Annotated in this window: 20 protein-coding genes; 15 read left to right on the forward strand and 5 right to left on the reverse strand. The window is 63.3% G+C overall.

The features are described 5' to 3' along the window. The first annotated feature begins 33 nt into the window (after positions 1-33). The 6 genes from Cth01_RS02105 to ugpQ all read left to right on the forward strand — a co-directional run bounded on the left by Cth01_RS02105 (position 34) and on the right by ugpQ (position 5,730). Complete coding sequence (locus Cth01_RS02105; protein WP_131394622.1) at positions 34-252, forward strand: hypothetical protein; 219 nt, start codon at positions 34-36, stop codon at positions 250-252. 182 nt (positions 253-434) lie between these two features. After that, positions 435-1,748, forward strand: a complete 1,314-nt coding sequence (ugpB, locus tag Cth01_RS02110) for a sn-glycerol-3-phosphate ABC transporter substrate-binding protein UgpB (protein WP_034357566.1) — start codon at positions 435-437, stop codon at positions 1,746-1,748. Between the two features lie 122 nt (positions 1,749-1,870). Next, on the forward strand, positions 1,871-2,752 hold the full coding sequence (gene ugpA, locus Cth01_RS02115) for a sn-glycerol-3-phosphate ABC transporter permease UgpA (RefSeq protein WP_034357563.1): 882 nt from the start codon (positions 1,871-1,873) through the stop codon (positions 2,750-2,752). Positions 2,753-2,754: 2 nt separating this feature from the next. Beyond that, positions 2,755-3,603, forward strand: a complete 849-nt coding sequence (gene ugpE / locus Cth01_RS02120; protein WP_034357561.1) for a sn-glycerol-3-phosphate ABC transporter permease UgpE — start codon at positions 2,755-2,757, stop codon at positions 3,601-3,603. 65 nt (positions 3,604-3,668) lie between these two features. After that, a complete protein-coding gene (locus tag Cth01_RS02125) occupies positions 3,669-4,676 on the forward strand; it encodes a sn-glycerol-3-phosphate import ATP-binding protein UgpC (RefSeq protein ID WP_034381667.1) in 1,008 nt (335 codons plus the stop codon). A 277-nt stretch (positions 4,677-4,953) separates the two neighbouring features. Continuing rightward, positions 4,954-5,730 (forward strand): glycerophosphodiester phosphodiesterase, encoded by a 777-nt coding sequence (gene ugpQ, locus Cth01_RS02130; protein WP_045838430.1) that lies wholly within the window; start codon positions 4,954-4,956, stop codon positions 5,728-5,730. A 201-nt stretch (positions 5,731-5,931) separates the two neighbouring features. Here ugpQ and Cth01_RS02135 read toward each other — a convergent pair whose 3' ends face one another. The 4 genes from Cth01_RS02135 to Cth01_RS02150 all read right to left on the reverse strand — a co-directional run bounded on the left by Cth01_RS02135 (position 5,932) and on the right by Cth01_RS02150 (position 10,811). Further along, complete coding sequence (locus tag Cth01_RS02135) at positions 5,932-6,915, reverse strand: Bug family tripartite tricarboxylate transporter substrate binding protein (protein ID WP_233425097.1); 984 nt, start codon at positions 6,913-6,915, stop codon at positions 5,932-5,934. Positions 6,916-7,098: 183 nt separating this feature from the next. Further along, complete coding sequence (locus Cth01_RS02140; RefSeq protein WP_045838431.1) at positions 7,099-8,727, reverse strand: SEL1-like repeat protein; 1,629 nt, start codon at positions 8,725-8,727, stop codon at positions 7,099-7,101. 189 nt (positions 8,728-8,916) lie between these two features. Next, complete coding sequence (locus Cth01_RS02145) at positions 8,917-9,810, reverse strand: N-formylglutamate amidohydrolase (protein ID WP_045838432.1); 894 nt, start codon at positions 9,808-9,810, stop codon at positions 8,917-8,919. Between the two features lie 11 nt (positions 9,811-9,821). Then, a complete protein-coding gene (locus tag Cth01_RS02150) occupies positions 9,822-10,811 on the reverse strand; it encodes a tripartite tricarboxylate transporter substrate binding protein BugE (protein WP_034389215.1) in 990 nt (329 codons plus the stop codon). 158 nt (positions 10,812-10,969) lie between these two features. Between Cth01_RS02150 and Cth01_RS02155 the strand changes: the two genes are divergently transcribed. Then, positions 10,970-11,875, forward strand: a complete 906-nt coding sequence (locus tag Cth01_RS02155; protein ID WP_034357549.1) for a LysR substrate-binding domain-containing protein — start codon at positions 10,970-10,972, stop codon at positions 11,873-11,875. Positions 11,876-11,964: 89 nt separating this feature from the next. Here the strand turns inward: Cth01_RS02155 and Cth01_RS02160 are convergent, their stop codons facing one another. Next, a complete protein-coding gene (locus tag Cth01_RS02160) occupies positions 11,965-12,240 on the reverse strand; it encodes a hypothetical protein (RefSeq protein ID WP_034389210.1) in 276 nt (91 codons plus the stop codon). Between the two features lie 72 nt (positions 12,241-12,312). Between Cth01_RS02160 and hemA the strand changes: the two genes are divergently transcribed. From hemA to paeA, 8 genes are all read left to right on the forward strand, one after another. Beyond that, complete coding sequence (hemA, locus tag Cth01_RS02165; RefSeq protein ID WP_012837115.1) at positions 12,313-13,617, forward strand: glutamyl-tRNA reductase; 1,305 nt, start codon at positions 12,313-12,315, stop codon at positions 13,615-13,617. 126 nt (positions 13,618-13,743) lie between these two features. Beyond that, positions 13,744-14,823: a peptide chain release factor 1 gene (gene prfA, locus Cth01_RS02170; RefSeq protein ID WP_003058512.1), complete on the forward strand. Its 1,080-nt coding sequence runs from the start codon at positions 13,744-13,746 to the stop codon at positions 14,821-14,823. A gap of 80 nt (positions 14,824-14,903) precedes the next feature. Next, a complete protein-coding gene (locus tag Cth01_RS02175; protein WP_045838433.1) occupies positions 14,904-16,880 on the forward strand; it encodes a PEP/pyruvate-binding domain-containing protein in 1,977 nt (658 codons plus the stop codon). Positions 16,881-16,889: 9 nt separating this feature from the next. Continuing rightward, on the forward strand, positions 16,890-17,423 hold the full coding sequence (locus Cth01_RS02180; RefSeq protein ID WP_034389202.1) for an SUKH-3 domain-containing protein: 534 nt from the start codon (positions 16,890-16,892) through the stop codon (positions 17,421-17,423). A gap of 13 nt (positions 17,424-17,436) precedes the next feature. Beyond that, positions 17,437-18,312, forward strand: a complete 876-nt coding sequence (gene prmC, locus Cth01_RS02185; RefSeq protein WP_045838434.1) for a peptide chain release factor N(5)-glutamine methyltransferase — start codon at positions 17,437-17,439, stop codon at positions 18,310-18,312. Between the two features lie 127 nt (positions 18,313-18,439). Next, a complete protein-coding gene (gene grxD, locus Cth01_RS02190) occupies positions 18,440-18,760 on the forward strand; it encodes a Grx4 family monothiol glutaredoxin (protein ID WP_003058519.1) in 321 nt (106 codons plus the stop codon). A gap of 33 nt (positions 18,761-18,793) precedes the next feature. Further along, complete coding sequence (locus tag Cth01_RS02195; protein WP_034409161.1) at positions 18,794-19,252, forward strand: ribonuclease HI family protein; 459 nt, start codon at positions 18,794-18,796, stop codon at positions 19,250-19,252. Between the two features lie 97 nt (positions 19,253-19,349). Further along, positions 19,350-20,732 carry a polyamine export protein PaeA gene (gene paeA, locus Cth01_RS02200; RefSeq protein ID WP_034381637.1) on the forward strand — a complete coding sequence of 461 codons (1,383 nt, stop codon included), beginning with the start codon at positions 19,350-19,352 and terminating at the stop codon, positions 20,730-20,732. Positions 20,733-20,767 lie beyond the last annotated feature (35 nt).

Below are 20,767 nucleotides of genomic sequence, written 5' to 3' on the forward strand. Positions count from 1 at the left end.
GGAGGCTCAGCCATGCTTTGCTATGGGTTCTGAGTGGCCAGCCCTGCTATCGCCAAAGCAGCAAGCCCCATCGGCATTTCGCAGGCGATCCGCTGCATGACGATGCACAAAGGCGCTGCGAACCCGTTCGCCGCTGCACGCAGCCAAAGGGTAGATGAATCTTTCATAGGCTATTTAGACAAAAATCATACATTTCCGAATCAAAAACAACTCAATACGAAAGACTACCAACAACAAACGAAATGCCGTTGACCTAGAATGGCGCAGCTTCGCGCACCATCAGATGTCACCGGATCGTCATACAAAGGCTTGTGACTGCGGGTTCTGCCCATGGTGCGGCGCGTTGCCCATGCAAACAATGACATCCATATGTCATACGGATGACTTAGTGTGCATCACCGCATATTTCGTCAACGATCGTTAGAGGAGCCTTCATGCAATTCAAGCAACTGGCCATGGCCGCCGCCGTCGCCGCTACTACTTTCTCGGCACAAGCCGTCACCGAAATCCAATGGTGGCACTCGATGACTGCCGTGAATAACGAGTGGGTCAATGACCTGGCCAAGCAGTTCAACGAAAGCCAGAAGGATTACAAGGTCGTGCCCACGTTCAAGGGCGTGTACGACGAATCCATGACGGCCGCGATTGCAGCCTTCCGCTCGGGCAACGCCCCTCACATCCTGCAGGTGTTTGAAGTGGGTACCGCCACCATGATGGCTTCCAAGGGTGCGACGGTGCCCGTGGGCAAGGTGATGCAGGACGCCGGCGTCGCTTTCGACCCCAAGACCTACATCCCCGCCGTGGCCGGTTACTACACGGCCCCCAACGGCCAGATGCTGAGCTTCCCCTTCAACAGCTCGACGACCATCTTCTACTACAACAAGGACGCCTTCAAGAAGGCCGGCCTGAACCCCGACGTCGCCCCCAAGACCTGGCCCGAAGTCTTTGCTGCCGCCAAGAAGCTCAAGGAAAGCGGCCACAGCTGCCCCATGACCCTGGCATGGCAAGGCTGGACCCAGCTGGAGTCCTTCTCCACCTGGCACAACGTGGAATTCGCCACCGAGCACAACGGTCTGAGCGCCAACGGCTACAAGGCGCGCATGAAGATCAACTCGCCTCTGCACGTCAAGCACATCGACAACCTGGCCGCAGCTGCCAAGGCTGGCGAGTTTGTCTACAAGGGTCGCGCCTCCACTTCCCAGGCTTCGTTCACCGCCGGTGAATGCGCCATGATCCAGACTTCGTCCGGCTTCTACGGCGATGTGGCCAAGAACGCCAAGTTCAACTACGCCCTGGCTCCCCTGCCCTACTATCCCGATGTCAAGGGCGCTCCCCAGAACACCGTGATCGGCGGCGCTTCGCTGTGGGTCATGGCTGGCAAGAAGGCCGAAGAGTACAAGGGCGTGGCCAAGTTCTTCGAGTTCCTGTCGCAGACCAAGGTACAGGCCGCTTCGCACCAGCGCACCGGCTACCTGCCCGTGACCATGGCGGCCTATGACCTGACCGAAAAGTCCGGTTTCTACGCCAAGCACCCCGGCACCGACACCGCCGTGACGCAGATGATCCGCAAGGTGACCGACAACTCGCGCGGCATCCGTCTGGGCAACTACGTGCAGATCCGTACCATCGAGGACGAAGAACTCGAACAGGTGTGGGCTGGCAAGAAGACCGGCAAGCAGGCGCTGGACTCCATCGTGAGCCGTGGCAACGAACTGCTGGCTCGCTTCGAGCGCTCCTACAAACAGTAAACCCTCCAGGCACCCGCAAGGGTGCCGCCAAGGCCTGCGGGGCCTTCAAACAAGGCTCTGCCCCCCCAAATACCCCGTTGACTGCACCCAGGCTCCGGCGGTTTTTTTATTTGTAACTCCTCATGGAAAAACGCGTTCTTTTCCGATCCAAGTGGCTTCCCTGGGTGCTGATCACCCCCCAGCTACTGATCATCGGCATCTTCTTCTTCTGGCCCGCCGGTCAGGCTGTGCTCCAGTCATTCCAGATGGAAGACGCGTTCGGCATGAGTACCGAATGGGTTGGCCTGGACAACTTCCGCCAGTTGTTCGCCGACCCCACCTATCTGAATTCCTTCAAGCGCACAGCACTGTTCTCGGTGCTGGTGGCCGGCGTCGGCATTGCCGTTTCGCTGGCTCTGGCCATCTTTGCGGATCGCATCATCCGCTTTGCCATGGTCTACAAGACCTTGCTGATCATCCCCTACGCAGTGGCTCCCGTGATCGCAGGCGTGCTGTGGGTCTTCATGTTCTCGCCCTCCATCGGTGTGGTGACCCATTACATGGGCAAGCTGGGCTATGAATGGAACCATCTGATGAACGAAAACCAGGCCATGGCCCTGATCGTCATCACCTCGGTGTGGAAACAGATTTCCTACAACTTCCTGTTCTTCCTCGCCGGACTGCAGTCCATTCCCAAGGCACTGATCGAAGCCGCGTCCATCGACGGTGCCGGCCCATGGCGACGCTTCTGGAACATCCAGCTGCCGCTGCTCTCGCCCACCACCTTCTTCCTGCTGGTGATCAACGTCGTCTACGCCTTCTTCGACACCTTCGGCATCATTGATGCAGCCACGCAGGGCGGCCCCGGCCAGTCCACATCGATTCTGGTCTACAAGGTCTACCAGGACGGCTTCAAGGCGCTGGACCTGGGCGGCTCCGCAGCCCAGTCCGTGATCCTGATGCTGATTGTTGTCGTGCTGACTGTGATCCAGTTCCGCTATGTTGAAAAGAAAGTGCAGTACTGATCATGGTCGATCGTAATCCCTGGCTTGCCTTCATCTCCCACGCCGTGCTGCTGCTGGGCGTGGCCATCGTGGCCTTTCCGCTGTATCTGGCGCTGGTCGCATCCACCCATACGGCGGACGCCATCGTGCAGTCCCCCATGCCGCTGCTGCCCGGCTCGCATATGTGGGAAAACTACCGCGACGCCCTGCTCGGTTCGGGCAAGCTCGGCTCCAACACCAATGTCGTGCAGATGATGTGGGTGAGCTTTGTCGTGGCCATGGTCATCACCGTGGGCAAGATCGCCATCTCGCTGCTGTCGGCCTTTGCCATCGTCTACTTCCGCTTCCCGTTCAAGATGGTCTGCTTCTGGGCGATTTTCCTGACGCTGATGCTGCCCGTGGAAGTGCGTATCCTGCCCACCTACAAGGTCGTGGCCGAGCTGGGCATGCTCAACAGCTACGCCGGCCTGACCCTGCCCCTGATTGCTTCGGCAACCGCCACCTTCCTGTTTCGTCAGTTCTTCCTGACCGTGCCGGACGAACTGGTGGAAGCTGCCCGTATCGACGGCGCCGGCGCCATGCGCTTTTTCAAGGACATCCTGGTGCCCTTGTCCAAGACCTCGATTGCCGCGCTGTTCGTGATCCAGTTCATCTACGGCTGGAACCAGTACCTGTGGCCGCTGCTGATGACCACCTCGGAAGACATGTACCCCGTGGTGATCGGCATCAAGCGCATGCTGGCAGGTGGTGAAGCCGCTGTGGACTGGAACATTGTGATGGCGACCGCCATTCTGGCCATGCTGCCCCCGACAGCCGTGGTGATGCTGATGCAAAAGTGGTTTGTCAAAGGCCTGGTGGATACCGAGAAATAAAGCTCGCCCCCACTGCCTCCGCCACCTTCTTTTGACCCATTGAACGAATACCTGGAATACCTCTCATGGCATCCATCTCCCTGAAGAACATCGTCAAGCGCTACGGCACCGGCAAGTCCGCCGTACCCGTCATCCACGGCATCAACGTCGAAATCAACGACGGCGAATTCATCGTGCTGGTCGGCCCCTCGGGCTGCGGCAAGTCCACACTGCTGCGCATGATCGCGGGCCTGGAAGAAATCACCGACGGCGACCTGCTGATCGGCAGCAACAAGGTCAACGACCTGGAGCCCGCCAAGCGCAATATCGCCATGGTGTTCCAGAACTACGCGCTCTACCCCCACATGAGCAACTACGAGAACATGGCCTACGGTCTGAAGCTCGCCAAGGTGCCCGAGGACGAGATCAAGCGCCGCGTGGACAAGGCTGCCAAGATTCTGGAGCTGAGCCATCTGCTGGACCGCAAGCCGCGCCAGCTCTCCGGCGGCCAGCGCCAGCGCGTGGCCATGGGCCGCGCCATCGTGCGCCAGCCCCAGGTCTTTCTGTTCGACGAGCCCCTGTCCAATCTGGACGCCAAGCTGCGCGGCCAGACCCGCCTGGAAATCCAGAAGCTGCACGCCGAGCTGGGCATCACCAGCCTGTTCGTGACCCACGACCAGGTCGAGGCCATGACCCTGGCCCAGCGCATGGTGGTGATGAACGGCGGCAATGTGGAGCAGTTCGGCACGCCCGAAGAGGTCTATCACACGCCCGCCTCCACCTTTGTGGCGGGTTTCATCGGCTCTCCTCCCATGAACCTGCTAAAGCACTCGCCCAACGGCAAGCCCGGCATGATCCTGGGCATCCGTCCCGAGCATATCGACCTGGTGGAAGCCGGCGGCGTGGAGTTCAAGGTCCAGACCGTGGAACTGCTGGGCGCCGAACGCCTGCTCTATGGCAAGGTGGGCGACGAAGACGTCACCGTGCGCGTGGAAGAAGGCAAGCCCTATCCCAAGCCCGGTGAAACGGCCCGCATCTCGGCGCGCGAAGACCGCCTGCACTGGTTCAACGCCGAAACCGGCAAACGCGTATAAATCGAAACACCCCCTGAGCGGCTTCGCCGCTTCCCCTGCTGGGCGCCTGGGGCGCCCGAGGGGGACGGCAACTTCGCTGCGAGGCGGCCCTGTCCCGGTGCCCTGGCACCGTGAATGCGCAGCCCTCAAGAACGAGTCCACGGACGCCAATGACCGACTCAATCTCATCGCATGCATACGCTCATGACTGCAGAATTCCTTCTGCCATAAACTTCTCCAAGCGCCCAAGCCCACGCTGACGGCGCTTTTTTCACGTCTACATGGGCGCAAATCCACTATGACTACTGCTTTAAAACCCTGGCCCTATCCCCGCTGGGTGGCCCACCGCGGCGCCGGCAAGCTGGCACCTGAGAACACCATGAGCGCCTTCCGTCTGGGCGCGCAGCATGGCTACCGCTTTTTTGAATGCGATGCCAAGCTCAGCCAGGACGGCGTGCTGTTTCTGATGCATGACGCCACGCTGGAGCGCACCACCAACGGCCAAGGCATTGGCGGCGAACTGAGCATGGGCGAGATCGCCCAGCTCGACGCCGGCAGCTGGCACTCGCGCGCCTATGCGGGCGAGGCCCTGCCCACGCTGGAAGCCCTGGCACGCTGGTGCCTGGCCAACCATCTGCACCTGAATGTGGAAATCAAGCCGACCCCGGGCCAGGAACTGGAAACCGGCCGTGCCTGCGGCGAGCTGATGCAGCGCATCTGGCCGCAAACCGAGGTACAGCCGCTGTTCACCTCGTTCAAGTCCGAGTCGCTCAAGGGCGCCCGCGAGACCGCAGCCCATATTCCGCGCGGCCTGCTGGTGGACAAGCTGGCCGACGCCAGCGGCGACTCCGACCTGAAGCTGGCCCTGGAGCTGGACTGCAGCGCCATGGTGCTCAACCATGCGCTGTGGACACCCGAGCTGGTGGCCAAGGTGCATGGCGCCGGCCTCTACTGCAGCAGCTACACCGTCAACGACCAATGGGCCGCACAGCGCCTGATAGACCTGGGCACGGACGGCATCATTACCGATCGTGTGGACATGTTCAGCCCCGCGCAGACAGGCGCTCAGCTGTAAATCAGTAGCTGCTTATGCAGACCCACCTTGAATTTCAGTATCAATCAATACTGAATTTCTCTCTAATCAAGCGCAAGCAGCTTCGATACCCATAGCAAAACAAAAGCCCGGCCACGCAAAGTGACCGGGCTTTTTTGCGTTCACCACCTCCAATACTGGCACTGACAAATCAGGGCAGCCGCGCAAGGGCCTCAGGGGGTGTCAATCCAGTTTCGTGCCCGAGGCCTTGACGGCTGCCGCCCAGCGCGGAGTCTCGCTGGCCAGGAACTTGCCGAAGGCCTCGGAGCCGAGGAAGGCCGGATCGGCGCCCTGCTCCACCATGCGGCTCTTCACGTCGGGCAGGTTCATCACCTGCTGGAAGGCATTGCTGAGCTTGGCCGTCACCTCCTTGGGCAGGCCGGCAGGCGCGAGGAAGCCATAGAAGCCCACCACCTCGAAGCCCTTGAGGCCGGACTCTATGGCGGTCGGCACCTCGGGCAGCGCGGGGTTGCGCTCCTTGCTGGTCACGGCCAGGGCGCGCACCTTGCCCTGCTTGTGATAGGCGGCCGCCTGAGGAATGCTCTCGGCCATGAACTGCACCTGGCCACCGATCAGATCGGTGAACGCAGGCGCGCTGCCCTTGTAGGGAATGTGCACCAGATCCACGCCTGCGGCGCTCTTGAACATCTCGGGCACCAGATGGCTGATACCGCCGTTGCCGGCCGAGCCGAAGTTGATCTTGCCGGGGTTGGCCTTGGCATAGGTCGTGAACTCGGTCAGCGTCTTGGCCGGCACCTTGTTGTTGACCAGCAGCGCCAGCGGCTGCATGGCGGTGCGGGCAATCGGCGTGAAATCCTTGAGCGTGTTGTAGGGCAGCTTGCTGTAGAGCGCAGGGTTGATGACCATCACGCCGGTATTGGCCAGCATCAGCGTGTAGCCGTCGGCGGGCGAGCGCATCACGTCCTGCGCCCCCACCGAGCCGCCCGCTCCGGGCTTGTAATCCACCACCAGCGGCTGACCGAGCACGCCTTGCAGCTTGTCGGTCAGCAAACGGGCATGCTGGTCCAGCGGGCCGCCGGCGGGAAAGCCCAGCACGATGCGAATCGGCTTGGTGGGGAAGGCGTCCTGAGCCTGTGCGCCCGCGGACAAAAGCAGGCCTGCGCCAGCCATCAGGCCGGCCAGTATGTTCATTGAAGTCTTCTTCATTGTTGTCTCCTTGGTTTTAGAAATCATCGGCCGCACAAAGCGCTGTCCGGGCAGCCTGATCTGGTAGCCAGCCTGCGCTGGATAGCAGCATTCGAGCCATGATTTGAGCCATGGCGGGAGCCGGCCGGCATAAAAAAGCGCTTCTCGATGGAAGCGCTTGGGTGCCTGAGTGCCAAGCGGCAATCAGCGCTTGGGCTGCCAGGCCAGCGCCTTGTTCTGCTGCTCGGCCACCTGGGCAATGCTGAGCTTGTTGGCCGCTTCGTCGCGGCGCTTGGCGGCATCGCCGCCCAGCTCCATGGCCGCCAGGTTGTACCAGAAGTAGGCCCTGGCATTGTCACGCGCCACACCCTGGCCCTGTGCATAGACCATGCCCAGGTTGTACTGGGCAGCGGCATCGCCCTGCTCGGCCGCACGCTGATACCACTGCACGGCCTTGCCGTAGTCGCGCGCAGCGCCCTGGCCTTCGGCGTACATCACGCCCAGGCGGTTCTGCGCACCGGAATGGCCTTGCTCGGCTGCCGCGGCATACCACTTCATCGCCTGAGCGGGGCTGGCTGCACTGCCCTGACCATCGGCATACAGACGCGCCAGGTTGAACTGGGCCGAGGCATCGCCCTTGTCGGCTGCGCGGCGGAACCACTGCATGGCCGTCGCATAGTTCTGCGGCACACCACGGCCTTCGGCGTACAAGGTGCCCACGTTGTTGATGGCGGCGGCATGGCCTTGCTCGGCCGCCTTCTGATACCACTGCAGGGCCGTGCCGTAGTTCTGGGGCGTGCCCAGACCTTCGGCATAGATGGTGCCCAGGTTGTACTGTGCATCGGCATGATTCTGGTCGGCCGCGCGCTGGAACCATTGCGCCGCATAGGCAGGACTTTGCTCCACACCCAGACCGTAAAGATACAGACGGCCCAGATGGTTCTGGCCGTCGGCATTCCACTGCTCGGCACTCTTCTGGAACCAGGAAGCCGCCAGCTTGTAGTCGCGCGAGACACCCACGCCATCCATATACATGCGGCCCAGGCTGTTCTGGGCCCTGGCATCGCCCTGCTCGGCAGCGCGCTGCAGCCACTGAGCGGCCTGCACGGGGTCCAGCTTCACGCCCACGCCGTCGGACAGCATGGAGCCCAGCTGGTTCTGCGCTTCCGCATGGCCTTGATCGGCCGCTTTCTTGAACCAGTCGGCAGCCGTCATGTAGTTCACGGCCACGCCATTGCCCTTGAGGTAGCGCTGGCCCAGCTCGAACTGGGCCGTCACATGGCCTTGCGCAGCGGATTTTTCCAGCCACTGGGCAGCGGTGCTGAAGCTCTGGGGCACGCCCAGACCTTCCTGATAGAGGTGGGACAGGTTGTACTGGGCCACGGCATTGTTCTGCTGCGCCGCGCGGCCATACCACTGGGCAGCCTCGCGATAGTTCTGCGGCAGGCCCTGGCCGTTGGCATACAGCGCCCCCAGGCTGTTCTGGGCACCCGCATGCCCCTGGGCTGCGGCCTTGCGGAACCATTGCGCGGCTGTGGCGGCATTCTGGGGCACGCCCTGTCCATGCACATACATTTCGCCCAGCTGGTTCTGCGCCTTGGCATCGCCGCGCTCGGCAGCCTGCAGCGGACCGGCCGTGGAGGCCACGCGCGAGCCTGCAATCGGCAGCGGGCCGTACTGCAGACGGCTGAATTCAAACTGGGGGCCCGATGTGGCGGCTCTGGAATCGCGCAAAAAATTCATGCGACCTTCCGCACCGGTTTGCGCGGATGCGCTCTGGGCAAAGGCCGCCAGACTCGACATGACCAGCGCTGCGATGGGAGTGAACTTCATTCCGGTACGATTCCTAGACGCTTGTTGTTACATCAGACATACGATGACACCAACCTGCGAGCGTAACTGATTCTGATAGCAGCTTCGATAAGGAATCCCTCAATCGCGGCATCCTAGCCACAGTTTTTTGACATTTGACCGTGACATGAAAAAGCCCGGCAAAGCCGGGCCTGGAGCGATGGACTGGTTTCAGCCTCTGGTCATCTGCTGGCGCACATAGTCCGCCAGCACCTGCATGAGCTCGGCAAAATGCCTGCGCAGCGGCTCGAAGCCGGCATTCGGTTCGCGCGTGTCCTCATCCATATAGACGGGGCGACGGATCTCGATCTGCATCGAGTGGCGATTGAGCTGCGGCTGGCCTATGCGCCCGATCAGCTCCACACCCTTGTAGGGCTCGTTGTAGGCCACGCTGTAGCCAAAGCCCTTGAGCGTATCGCCCACCAGATGGATGAACTCGGGCGAGCAGGTCGTGCCGTCACGGTCGCCCAGCACGAAGTCGGCCAGCGGCGGCGCATCGCTGCGTCCCAGTCGCTGGTACACATCGTTGGGCATGGAGTGCAGATTCAGATGCCACACGGCCCCGAACCGTGACACGCTGTCGTCGATGGCCTGCGCCAGCGCCACGTGATAGGGGCGCCAGTAGCGCTCGATACGGTGCTGCACTTCGGCCACGGTGCGCTTGCGCTCATACAAAGAAGTGGCCACGCCGGCCTTGCTGATGCGCTGCCAGATCAGGCCCAGCCCCTGCTGTGTCTTGATGCTGGGCGACAGCGGCACCGGCCACTCGCCCTCGATCTGCGCAGGGTCCAGGTCGGACTCGTTGCGATTGGGATCGACATAGGTGCGCGGGAAAGTCGCTTCCAGCAATGTGGCTCCGAACTCGGGCCAGCGGTCCCAGAGCGCGGCCACATGCGTGTCCTCGCCGCGACGCAGCAGACTCATGGGCACGACGGTGCCGAAGTCCTCGGGGTAGGCCGTGCCGCTGTGCGGCGAGTCGCAGACTATGGGCAGAACCTCGCCCCGGGCCGGGTGCACCAGCACCGGCTCGGCCGGTCTGGCTTGGAGAAAATCAGGCACAGACATTCAAACCTTCATCAGTCCAGCTTGATGTTGGCGCGCTTGGCCACGGCCGTGTAACGCTCGATCGCGGTCTTGATCTGCTTGGCAAACTGCTCGGGCGTGTTGCCCATGGACTCGCCGGAGATGGACTTCTGCTTTTCCAGATAGTCGGGCGAAGCCATGACCTTGTGCGCCGCAGCGTTGAGCTTGTCGATGATCGCTTTGGGTGTGCCCGCAGGCGCCACCAGGCCGAACCAGCCGCCGTCACCCATCTGGGGATAGCCCAGCTCGGTATAGGTGGGCACATCGGGCAGCACATCGCTGCGCTTGAGCGCCAGCACGGCCAGAGGACGCAGCTGGCCGGCCTTGATATGCGGCAGGGTCGAAGGCAGGTTGTCCGTCATGGCATTGACCTGCCCGCCCAGCGCATCGGTAATGGCCTGGCCCGCACCCTTGTAGGGAATGTGCAGCAACTGGATGCCCGCGAGGTTCATGAAGTTCTCGATATTGGCATGACCCAGGGAACCCGTGCCCGGCGATGCAAAGGTGTACTTGTCGGGGTTGGCCTTGGCCAGTGCAATGAATTCCTTCATGGTCTTGGCAGGCACGCTGGCGTTCACCACGAACACGCTGGGCACGCTCATCACATTGGTGATGGGGGCGAAGTCCTTGATCGCGTCATAAGGCAGCTTGCGGAAGATGGCCGGATTGGAGCCATGGGTGGACACCGTGGCCATGCCGATGGTGTAGCCGTCGGGTGCCGCCTTGGCGATTTCAGTCGCCCCGATGGAGCCGCCCGCGCCGCCCTTGTTGTCCACCACCACGGACTTGCCGAGCACCGTGCTCATTTTCTCGGCCAGCAGACGCGCCACCATGTCGGTGGACCCGCCGGCGCCAAAGGGCACAACCAGGCGGATGGGGCGATTGGGGTAGTCAGCTGCGGCATTGGCAGCGAACGCGGGGGACAGCGCGGCTGCAGCTGCGCAGGCGGCAATGGACGACAGAACGGTACGACGAATGGCCATGCGGCTTCTCCTTGGATCTCTTGAAAGACTGGTTATGGGCCGGTTCAGAGCGTTTCACCGGACGCTCCGACCTTTGTTTCATTCTGTGCCCCAGGCCGCATGGCGAAAAGCGACAAGACGGCACGCAAGTATTACCAACCGTCATAATCCAAACCGTCATGCGCATGCACTCTCCCTCCCTCTCCGAACTTCACGCCTTTGCCGCGGCCGCCCGCCTGGGCAGTTACTCGCTCGCCGCGCAGGAGCTGTATGTGACGCAGGGCGGCATCAGCCGGGCCATTGCCAGGCTTGAGGAACATCTGGGCTTTGCCCTGTTCGAGCGCCTGGGCAGACGCAACGCGCTTACCGCGGCAGGACAGGACTATCTGCAGGCGATAGAGCCTGCCGTGATGGCGATAGAGGCCGCATCGGCCGCCGCCCGCAGGCGCCGCCACGGGCCGCAGCTGCGCCTGTCGGTCGTTCCCACGCTGTTCAGCCACTGGCTGATTCCGCGCCTGCCCGACTTCAACCGCCGTCATCCGCAAATCATGCTTTCCTTCGCGCCCTACCGGCGCGACGATCCGCTCAATGCGCCTGAGATCGATGCCTGGATTCGCGTCGGCAGCCAGCAATGGCCGGCGGGCGTGGAGGCCGAGTATGTGATCGGCCGAGACCTGATACCCATCTGCCACCCGCGCGAGCTGCAAGGACCGAACCCCATCCGCAGCGAGCAGGATTTGCTGAGCCGCCCGCTGCTATTCCACACCAACTACCCGGGCAACTGGGCCAGCTGGATGCAGGCCCGGGGCCTGAGCCAGCCCTGCCCCGCCCCGGTCGCGGACTTTGAGACCGTGGCCTTGCTGGTGCAGGCCGTGGCCGCGGGCATGGGTGTGGCCATGGTACAGCGCTGCCTGGTGGAGGAGGATCTGGCCTCGGGCCGCGTGGCTCTGGCGCTGGATGCGCCGGTGCATATCGAACGCGGCTACTTTCTGTGCCAGCAAGGCAACCGCCCCCCCACGGAGACCTTGAAGCAGTTTCGCCGCTGGATACTGGAGCAGGCCGGGCCCAGGGCCGTCAGCGACTGAGGCCTGGCCAGACACTGGCGCGAATACAACAGGCACTCTTGAGTCAGATCAAGATTTCACGCAAAACAGCTTTCCGGCCGGTACGCCAATCAGCGCCAGGCTCTGGAAAGCACCCACTGGCAGCAGGCACTTGTGCAGACCAGTGCGGCATAAGCGAGCATCTTGCCGTCGCGTGAAAACAGCCAGAGACTGAGCAGCAAAACCGCCCCACCCAATATGAAATTAATAGCTACCTGCGCAATCAAGGATTGGGCTCCAGCCTTGTTTTGCTTTAAAACGCGAGCACAGATTGCCAGGCCCAGAGCGAGAAAAAACGCAGGGGCGAGGAAGTTGAGTAAATGATTAACGCTCGCAACAAAATCCATGGCAACAATCGATTCCAAGGCTTTGAGCCCGGGGGGTGCCCAATTCGGTACTAAATTTTATAATCCCCTGTTATGGCAGTCTGGGCTTTAGGTATCAATCACCACACGGCTCCGCTCGATATGCGGGGCCGTTTTGCGTTCGCGCTCGATCAGATCGCGCCGACGCTGCAAGGCCTGCGCGCATCTCTGTCCCACGCTGGCAGGGCTCACAGCGCCGTGGAAACCGCCATCCTCTCCACCTGCAACCGCACCGAGATCTACTGCGCTGCCGACGCCCCCGCCATGGATCACACCATGCACTGGCTGGCCAACAGCGGCGGCGTGGCGCCTGAATTGCTGCGCCAGCACTCGTATCTGCTGCAGGATGGCTCGGTCGCCCGCCACGCCTTCCGCGTGGCCTCGGGGCTGGACTCCATGGTGCTGGGCGAGGCGCAGATCCTCGGCCAGATGAAGAACGCCGTGCGCGCGGCCGAGACTGCGGGTGCCCTGGGCACCACGCTCAACCAGTTGTTCCAGCGCAGCTTTGCCGTGGCCAAGGAAGTGCGCAGCTCCACCGAGATTGGCGCACACAGCATCTCCATGGCTGCCGCTGCCGTGCGCCTGGCCGGCCAGCTGTTCGAAGACCTCAGCAAGATCCGCGTGCTCTTCGTGGGCGCGGGCGAGATGATCGAGCTGGTCTCCACCCACTTCGCCGCCCGCAACCCCAGGCAGATCACCATCGCCAACCGCACCATGGAGCGCGGCGAGAAGCTCGCCGCCCAGTTCGGCGCCGGCACCATGCGTCTGGCCGACCTGCCCGAGCATCTGCACGAGTACGACGCCATCATCAGCTGCACGGCATCCACCCTGCCCATCATCGGCCTGGGTGCCGTGGAGTCGGCCCTCAAGAAGCGCAAGCGCCGCCCCATCTTCATGGTCGATCTGGCCGTGCCCCGCGATATCGAATCCGAGGTCAAAGACCTCAACGACGTCTATCTCTATACCGTGGACGATCTGGCAACCGTCGTGCGCACCGGTCAGGCCCAGCGCCAGGCCGCCGTGCAACAGGCCGAAGTCATCATCGACACCGGCGTACAGAGCTTTATGCAGTGGATGGACCAGCGCAACCCCGTGGGTGGCGCGGTCTCGCTGATCCAGCAGGTCAATGCCCAGGCCGACGAATGGCGTGCGCTGGAAATTGCCCGCGCCAAAAAGCTGCTGGCCAAGGGCGAAGACATCGATACCGTGCTGGAAGCGCTCTCGCGCGGCCTCACACAGAAAATGCTCCACGGCACCATGGCCGAGCTGCACAAGGGCGATGCCGAAGAGCGCGCCCAGACGGCGGACACCGTCTCCCGCCTGTTCCTGCGCGCCAGCCGCAACCCCAGCAAGCTTTAGCGACGCTCGCCCGCTTGGTCGCTGCCGTCCTCGCGCAGCGCAAGGCCCGACCGTGGCCTGTCCTCCCTCTTCCCTGACTCCACAAAGGTGAGCCCCCTCACCTTTCCCAAGCCCTCGGTACCCCCTATGCAAGACTTTTTGCGCAACCAGCTCGAACGCTATGCCCAACGCCTGCAGGAGCTGGACTTTCTGCTCTCGCGCGAAGACATCATGGGCGACATGAAGCAGTACCGCACCATCTCGCGCGAACATGCCGATGTGACGGCCATTGCCAGTCGCTACACCCGCTACCTGCAGACCGAAGCCGACATAGCCGCCGCGCGTGAAATGCTGGACGACCCCGACATGGCCGAAATGGCTCAGGAAGAGATCGGCAGCGGCGAGGCCGAGCTGATCAAGCTCGAGGACGAACTGCAGCGCCTGCTGCTGCCCAAGGACCCCGATGATGCCCGCCCCGCCTTTGTCGAAATCCGCGCCGGCACGGGTGGCGACGAATCGGCCCTGTTTGCCGGCGACCTGACCCGCATGTACACCCGCTACGCCGCCAACGTGGGCTGGAAGGTGGAAGTGATGAGCGCCAGCGAAAACGAAATCGGCGGCTACAAGGAAGTGGTGCTGCGCATCGAGGGCGACAATGTGTACGGCGCGCTGCGCTTTGAGTCGGGTGGCCACCGCGTGCAGCGTGTGCCCGCCACCGAAACCCAGGGCCGCATCCACACTAGCGCCTGCACCGTGGCCGTGATGCCCGAGCCCGACGAGGCCGAGGCCATCACGCTCAATCCCGCCGATCTGCGCATCGACACCTTTCGCGCCAGCGGTGCCGGCGGCCAGCACATCAACAAGACCGACTCCGCCGTGCGCGTGGTCCACCTGCCCACGGGCATCGTGGCCGAATGCCAGGACGGCCGCAGCCAGCACAGCAACAAGGCCAAGGCCCTGCAGGTGCTGCAGGCCCGCATCCAGGAAAAGGAACGCAGCGAGCGGGCCGCCAAGGAAGCCGCCATGCGCAAGGGCCTGATCGGCTCGGGCGACCGCAGCGACCGCATCCGCACCTACAACTTTCCCCAGGGCCGCCTCACCGACCACCGCATCAACCTCACGCTGTACAAGCTGCTGGCCGTGATGGAAGGCGATCTGGGCGACGTGATCCAGGCCCTGCAACATGCACGCGAGGCCGAGTTGCTAGCAGAGCTGGCCGCTTCCTGAGTCTGCAGGCACCGGCAGGCTGCAGCCGACTCAAGCCGGGTCCGTTCGAACGCTTCGCCAGAAATGGGGACAATTTCAAGATGACACAGCGCTTTTTGCCGGCTCTGGTTTCTGCTCTGCTATCCGGCCTGTTGTTCGCATCGACCGCCGCCCAGGCTCAGGCCTTGCGCAAGCCATCGGCCTATGACTCGGGTGCGGGGCGCCCAGTCGACGCCAGCGGCAACCGCAACGCTCCTGCCAGCCTGCCGGCCCTGACCAGCCGCGCCGATTTCGATCGCGTGGCCCGCATCTTCGATCCGGTCAGCGCCATGCCCCATGTGCTGTTTGTGATCGACCGCCAAAGCAAGAGCACGCCGCTGCATTTCATCAACACGCCGCGTTACGCGTTTCACGAAGATTTTCTGCGCGCCAAAAGCCTGCTGCGGGGCGGCAAGCCAGAGCTCAACCGCAATTACCGCGAGCCGGGCCGTCGCTTCATTCTCGGCACGCTGAGCTGGCAGCCCGTGCTCAAGGACTACAGCTACGAGTTCTGGGAGGGCGACCAGCTCACGCCCGAGCTGCTGCAGACCACGGCGGCCGCGCTGAAAACCGGCTTCTTCGCCCCTGTGCGCTTCAAGGCCAACTCCACGCAGCAGGAAGCCGTGGCCCAGCAGGCCGGTGTTGCAGCGGTCACCCAGGCCCAGTTGCTGGGAGCCCAGACCTATCTGCCGCTGAACCAGGGCCAGGCCGTGGGCCGGCTGCGCATCCTGAACCAGGCCGAAGCCGTGAATGATCTCCAGCCCAGGGACATCGTGCTGTTGCGCGAAGTACCCATCAGCCTGCCGCCCGTGGCCGGCGTGGTGACGGAGCGCCCTTCCACGGTGCTATCCCATGTCAATCTGCTGGCGCGTGGCTGGGGCATACCTAATGCCTATGTGCAAAAAGCGGCCGAGCAATACGCGGACTTCAACGGCCGCTGGGTGCATATCGACGTACAGCCCGCCGGCTTTGCGCTGCGCGCCGCCACGGCTGCCGAACAACAGAGCGCCGAAAAGCAGGCCCAGCAACCGCCGCCCAAGGGCCGCAAGGTCTTGCTTCAGCCCGATCTGAGTCGCAGCGAACTGGTGCCCCTGGCGGCCCTGCGCAGTGCGGATCGCCGCCGCTGCGGTGCCAAGGCCGCCAATCTGGGCGAGATCCAGTCCGCCCGCCTCGCGGACGTCAGCGTGCCCGATGGCTTTTGCATTCCGTTTGCCGCCTATGCCGACTTCATGCGCTCCAACGGCCTGGCCGAGCGCATTGCCCGCATGCGCCAACAGCCCGGCTTCGCGACGGATGCAGGCATCCGAAGGCAGGCCCTGTCCGCACTGCAGGCCGAAATCGAGCAATGGCCCGTCAGCCCGGCCGTGGCCGATGCCTGGACCCAGCGCTGGTCCGGCCAGCTAGGCAGCCAGGGAGTGTTCGTGCGCAGCTCTTCCAGCTCCGAGGACCTGCCCAGCTTCAGCGGAGCAGGCCTCTACACCACCGTGCCCAATGTGCGCAGCGACACGGACCTGGTCGCCGCGGTGCGCAAGGTCTGGGCCTCGATCTACAACTTCGAGGCCTGGGAAGCCAGACAGGCAGCGGGCATCGACGATGCGCAGCTGATGATGTCGGTGTTTGTGCAAAAAGCCGTGGACTCCTCCGCCTCTGGCGTGATGATCACCCGCGACCCCTTCGATGCCTCGCACCGCCACATGAGCTATATCGCCGCCAAGCGCGGCATAGGCATCCGCGTGGTCGAGGGCAAGCGGGTCGCGGAGCAAATCCTCTACTCCAGCCGCAGCAAGGCCGTGCAGGTGCTCAACCGTTCCCAGGACGATGTGGCGCTGCAGCTGGATGCCAGGGGCGGCGTGCGCGAAGTGGCCGTGACTGCCGGCCGCGCCGTGCTCAGCGATACGCTGGTGCAGCGACTGGCCCGTGCCGGAGCCGGCATCAAGCAACGCTTTGGCGGCAAGGACCAGGACATCGAGTGGGCCGTGCAGGGCGATCAGCTCATCATCCTGCAATCGCGCCCCTTCATCTCGGCGCCCGGACGTTAAGAATCCGCCATGCTGAATTTCGAGTCACCTGTCGTCATTGAGCTGCTGCAAGCCCAGGGCTGGACCCCGCAGCGAGAGGTCGCCATACCGGCGCTTGTCCGGAGCGCTCTGGACCAACAGCCCGGTCCGGCCTGCCACCCCGCCGTGGCTGCGCTGCAGAACCTGGCGGGCTTGCACATAGGCCAGGTGGGCAAGGGGCTGGAATGCGCCAGCAGCGATATAGAGTTTGATTGGCTCGAAGCGCATTTCACCGGCGAAGATACGGACGACGCCCTGCTCTCCTGGGAACAGCGCCTGCACACCCGGCTGATAGCAGTTGCCGAAGTTCACCACTCCCACGGCCAGCTGCTGATGGCCGGCGATGGACGCTGCTTTTCCTGGTCTTTTGTAGGTATGAGCTTCGAGGGCGAGAATCTTCAGCAGGCGCTGGAGCATCTGTTGCTGGGAATACGTTCGCGCCCCATGCTGGAGCCCGGCCAGTCGTCGACCCAGCTGTACGGCACGCTCTACAAGGCGGGCGACCCCGAGATATACCGCTACTGAATTTCCGAAGAAGATGGCCGCCGGCCAAGCCATGACCGAACCCTCGCCCCCCACTTTCTCCGTCGCTCAAGCCCTGCAGCAAGCCGCCCGCCAAGGCCTGGCGCGTGTCGATGCACAGATGCTGCTGCTGCACTTGATGCAGCAGCCAGCGCATGCCCGCGCCTGGCTCATCACCCATGACTGCGATGCCCTCAGTCAGGAGCAGCAGCAACGCTGGGACCAGCTGTGCGCCCTGCGCCAGCAAGGCACGCCTGTCGCCTACCTGACCGGCAACAAGGAGTTCTACGGCCTGGATCTGGCCGTGGACAGCAGGGTGCTGGACCCGCGCCCCGACACCGAAACCCTGGTGGACTGGGCGCTGGAGCTCATGCCCGAAAGGCAGCCGGTTCGCGTTATAGACCTGGGCACCGGCAGCGGCGCCATCGCCCTGGCCCTGCAAAGCCAGCGCCCCTCAGCCCGGGTCATCGCCGTGGACGCCAGCGCCGATGCCCTGGCCGTGGCCCGCAGCAACGCCGCCCGGCTCCAACTGCCCGTGCAGTTTGCCCATGGCAACTGGCTGGAGCCTCTGGACGGGCTGGAACCCGTCGATCTGATCGTCAGCAATCCGCCCTATATTCGCGCCGACGACCCGCACCTGGCGGCGCTGACCCACGAGCCGCTGTCGGCCCTGGCTAGCGGCGCGGATGGGCTGGAGGACATACGCAGCATCATCGACCAAGCTCCGGCCCGCCTGAAAGACGGCGGCTGGCTGCTCTTCGAGCATGGCTGGGATCAGGCCGAAGACGTGGCGCGGCTCATGCAAGCGGCCGGCTTCGAACAGGTCCAGCACCGCCATGACCTGGCCGGCATTGCGCGCTGCACGGGCGGCTGCCGGAGCGGCAAGGCTTGATTTCCAGACCTCCACCCCAAAATATCCTGTCAGCAAGATTTCCTCACAGCATCGCATTCCTTGCGGTCGGTGAAATAATTGCAGACATCGCGGCTGGTACCGCCATTTCCAAAATCCGGAGCCCACTATGAGCAACACTCAACAACGCATCGACGACCTGGTCAAGAACAACGATATCCTGCTGTTCATGAAGGGCAACGCCAGCTTCCCCCAGTGCGGCTTCTCCGGCCGTGCCATCCAGATCCTCAAGGCCTGCGGCGTGGACGCCAAGTCCATCGCCACCGTGAACGTGCTGGAAGACCAGGAAATCCGCCAGGGCATCAAGGACTACAGCCAGTGGCCCACGATCCCCCAGCTCTACATCAAGGGCGAATTCATCGGTGGCTCGGACATCATGATGGAGATGTACGAATCGGGCGAGCTGCAGCAAGTGCTGGCCGCCAAGTAAGCCCAACCCCGTCTGCAAGCCACCGGCACCCCGGTGGCTTTTTTCATGCCGCCCCCCAAACCTGTTCCCCCTCACCACTGCTGCATCCATATCGATGGCAGTGCCCTGCCCAACCCCGGCCCCATGAGCCTGGGCGTGTTGCTGCAGCTGCCCGATGGCAGCCGCCATACGCTGTCGCAGGATCTGCACCGCAGCGGCTGCAACAACGAAGCCGAACTGCGCGCGCTGATGGCCGCCCTGAAGCTGGCACGCGATCTCGGCGCGCGCAGCCTGACCGTGCGTACCGACTCACAGGTCCTGCTGGAGCAGCTTGGCCCGCCCACGGCCAAGCCGGCGCGGCCCATCGCCCGGCTCAGCCAGCTGTTCGAGGCCGCCCGCGCACAGATGCAGGACTTTGACGAGCTGGTGCTGCAATGGGTGCCCAGACACCGCAATACCGAGGCCGATGCGCTGGCACGCATGGCCCGTTCGGCAGCCGCGCTTCAGCCCTGAAGCCAGTACGGCTGCCTGCCGCAGGCTTTATGTGGTCGAATAGAGACTCCTTGATAACCGGCCGCAGGCACGTCAACGTGCCGCAGCAGCCCTGCCTATGAGTGTGTCCCAAAGCCTTGCGGTGATTGTTCTGCTGATTCTGCTCAGCGCCTTTTTCTCTGTGGCGGAGATTTCTCTGGCCGCCTCGCGCCGCCTGCGCCTGCGCCAGATGGCCGACGACGGCAACGAGGGAGCCGAGCATGCGCTGCGCGTACAGGAGCAGCCGGGCGAATATTTCACCGTGGTGCAAGTGGGACAGAATGCCGTCGCCATACTCGGCGGCATCGTCGGCGAGGGTGCGTTCAGCCCTGCGCTGACCGAGTTCTTCTCGATCTGGTTCTCGCCCAGCCTCTCTACAACTCTGGGGTTCCTGCTCTCGTTTTTCATAGTCACCTCGGCCTTCATCCTGCTGGCCGATCTGTTGCCACGCCGCATCAGCATGAACGAGCCCGAGCGCTATGTGGTGCGCGTGCTCGCGCCCATGCGCTGGTTTGTGGTGATCTTCAAGCCCATCATCTGGTTCTATAACTTGGCGACCGACACCTTGTTTCGCCTGTTGGGCCTGCCTGCGACGCGCGACGAGCGCATCACCAGCGACGACATCCTGGCCATGACCGAAGCAGGCACCAAGGCCGGCGTGCTGGCCGCCCGCGAGCAACAGGTGATTGCCAATGTGTTCGAGCTGGACTCGCGCACCGTGGCCTCTGCCATGACCCAGCGCGACAGCGTGGCCTTCTTCTACCGCGACGACAGCGACGCCATCATCCGCGCCCGCATTGCCGAGGAGCCCTTCTCCACCTACCCGGTCTGCGACGGCGATATCGACCATGTGATCGGCTATGTGGACGCCAAGGATCTGTTCCAGCGCGCACTCAACAACCAGCCGCTGTCGCTCAGCGACGACAGCCTGATCCGCAAGGTGCTCATCGTGCCCGATCGCCTGACGCTGGCCGAGGTGCTGGAGCAGTTCCGCATGGTGCACGAAGACTTTGCCGTCATCGTCAACGAGTACAGCCTGGTCGTGGGTGTGGTGACGCTCAACGACGTGATGAGCACGGTGATGGGCGATCTGGTCGGCCCGGCCGACGAGGAGCAGATCATTCGCCGCGACGAGCATTCCTGGCTGATCGACGGCATCACGCCCATCGAGGACGTGATGCGCGTGCTGCATCTGGACGATATGCCGCATGACGACGAGTACGAAACGCTGGCCGGCTTTCTCATGGTCATGCTGCGCCGCGTGCCGCGCCGCACCGATACCGTCACCTGGGGCGGCTTCAAGTTCGAGGTGCTGGACGTGGACAGCTACCGCATCGACCAGGTCATGGTGACCCATCTGCCCGAGCCCGCGGCCGAATCTGCCGCACCTTCGGCGGCCGCTGCGGCCAAGGTACAGGGCAGCGCTGCCCAGTCCCAGGCTGGCAAAAGCAGCCACTCCTGAATCAGGAGCATCTTGCGCTTACCCCAAAAGGACTT

The sequence above is a fragment of the Comamonas thiooxydans genome (genome assembly GCF_000964545.1).
Classification (GTDB): Bacteria; Pseudomonadota; Gammaproteobacteria; order Burkholderiales; family Burkholderiaceae_C; genus Comamonas; species Comamonas thiooxydans.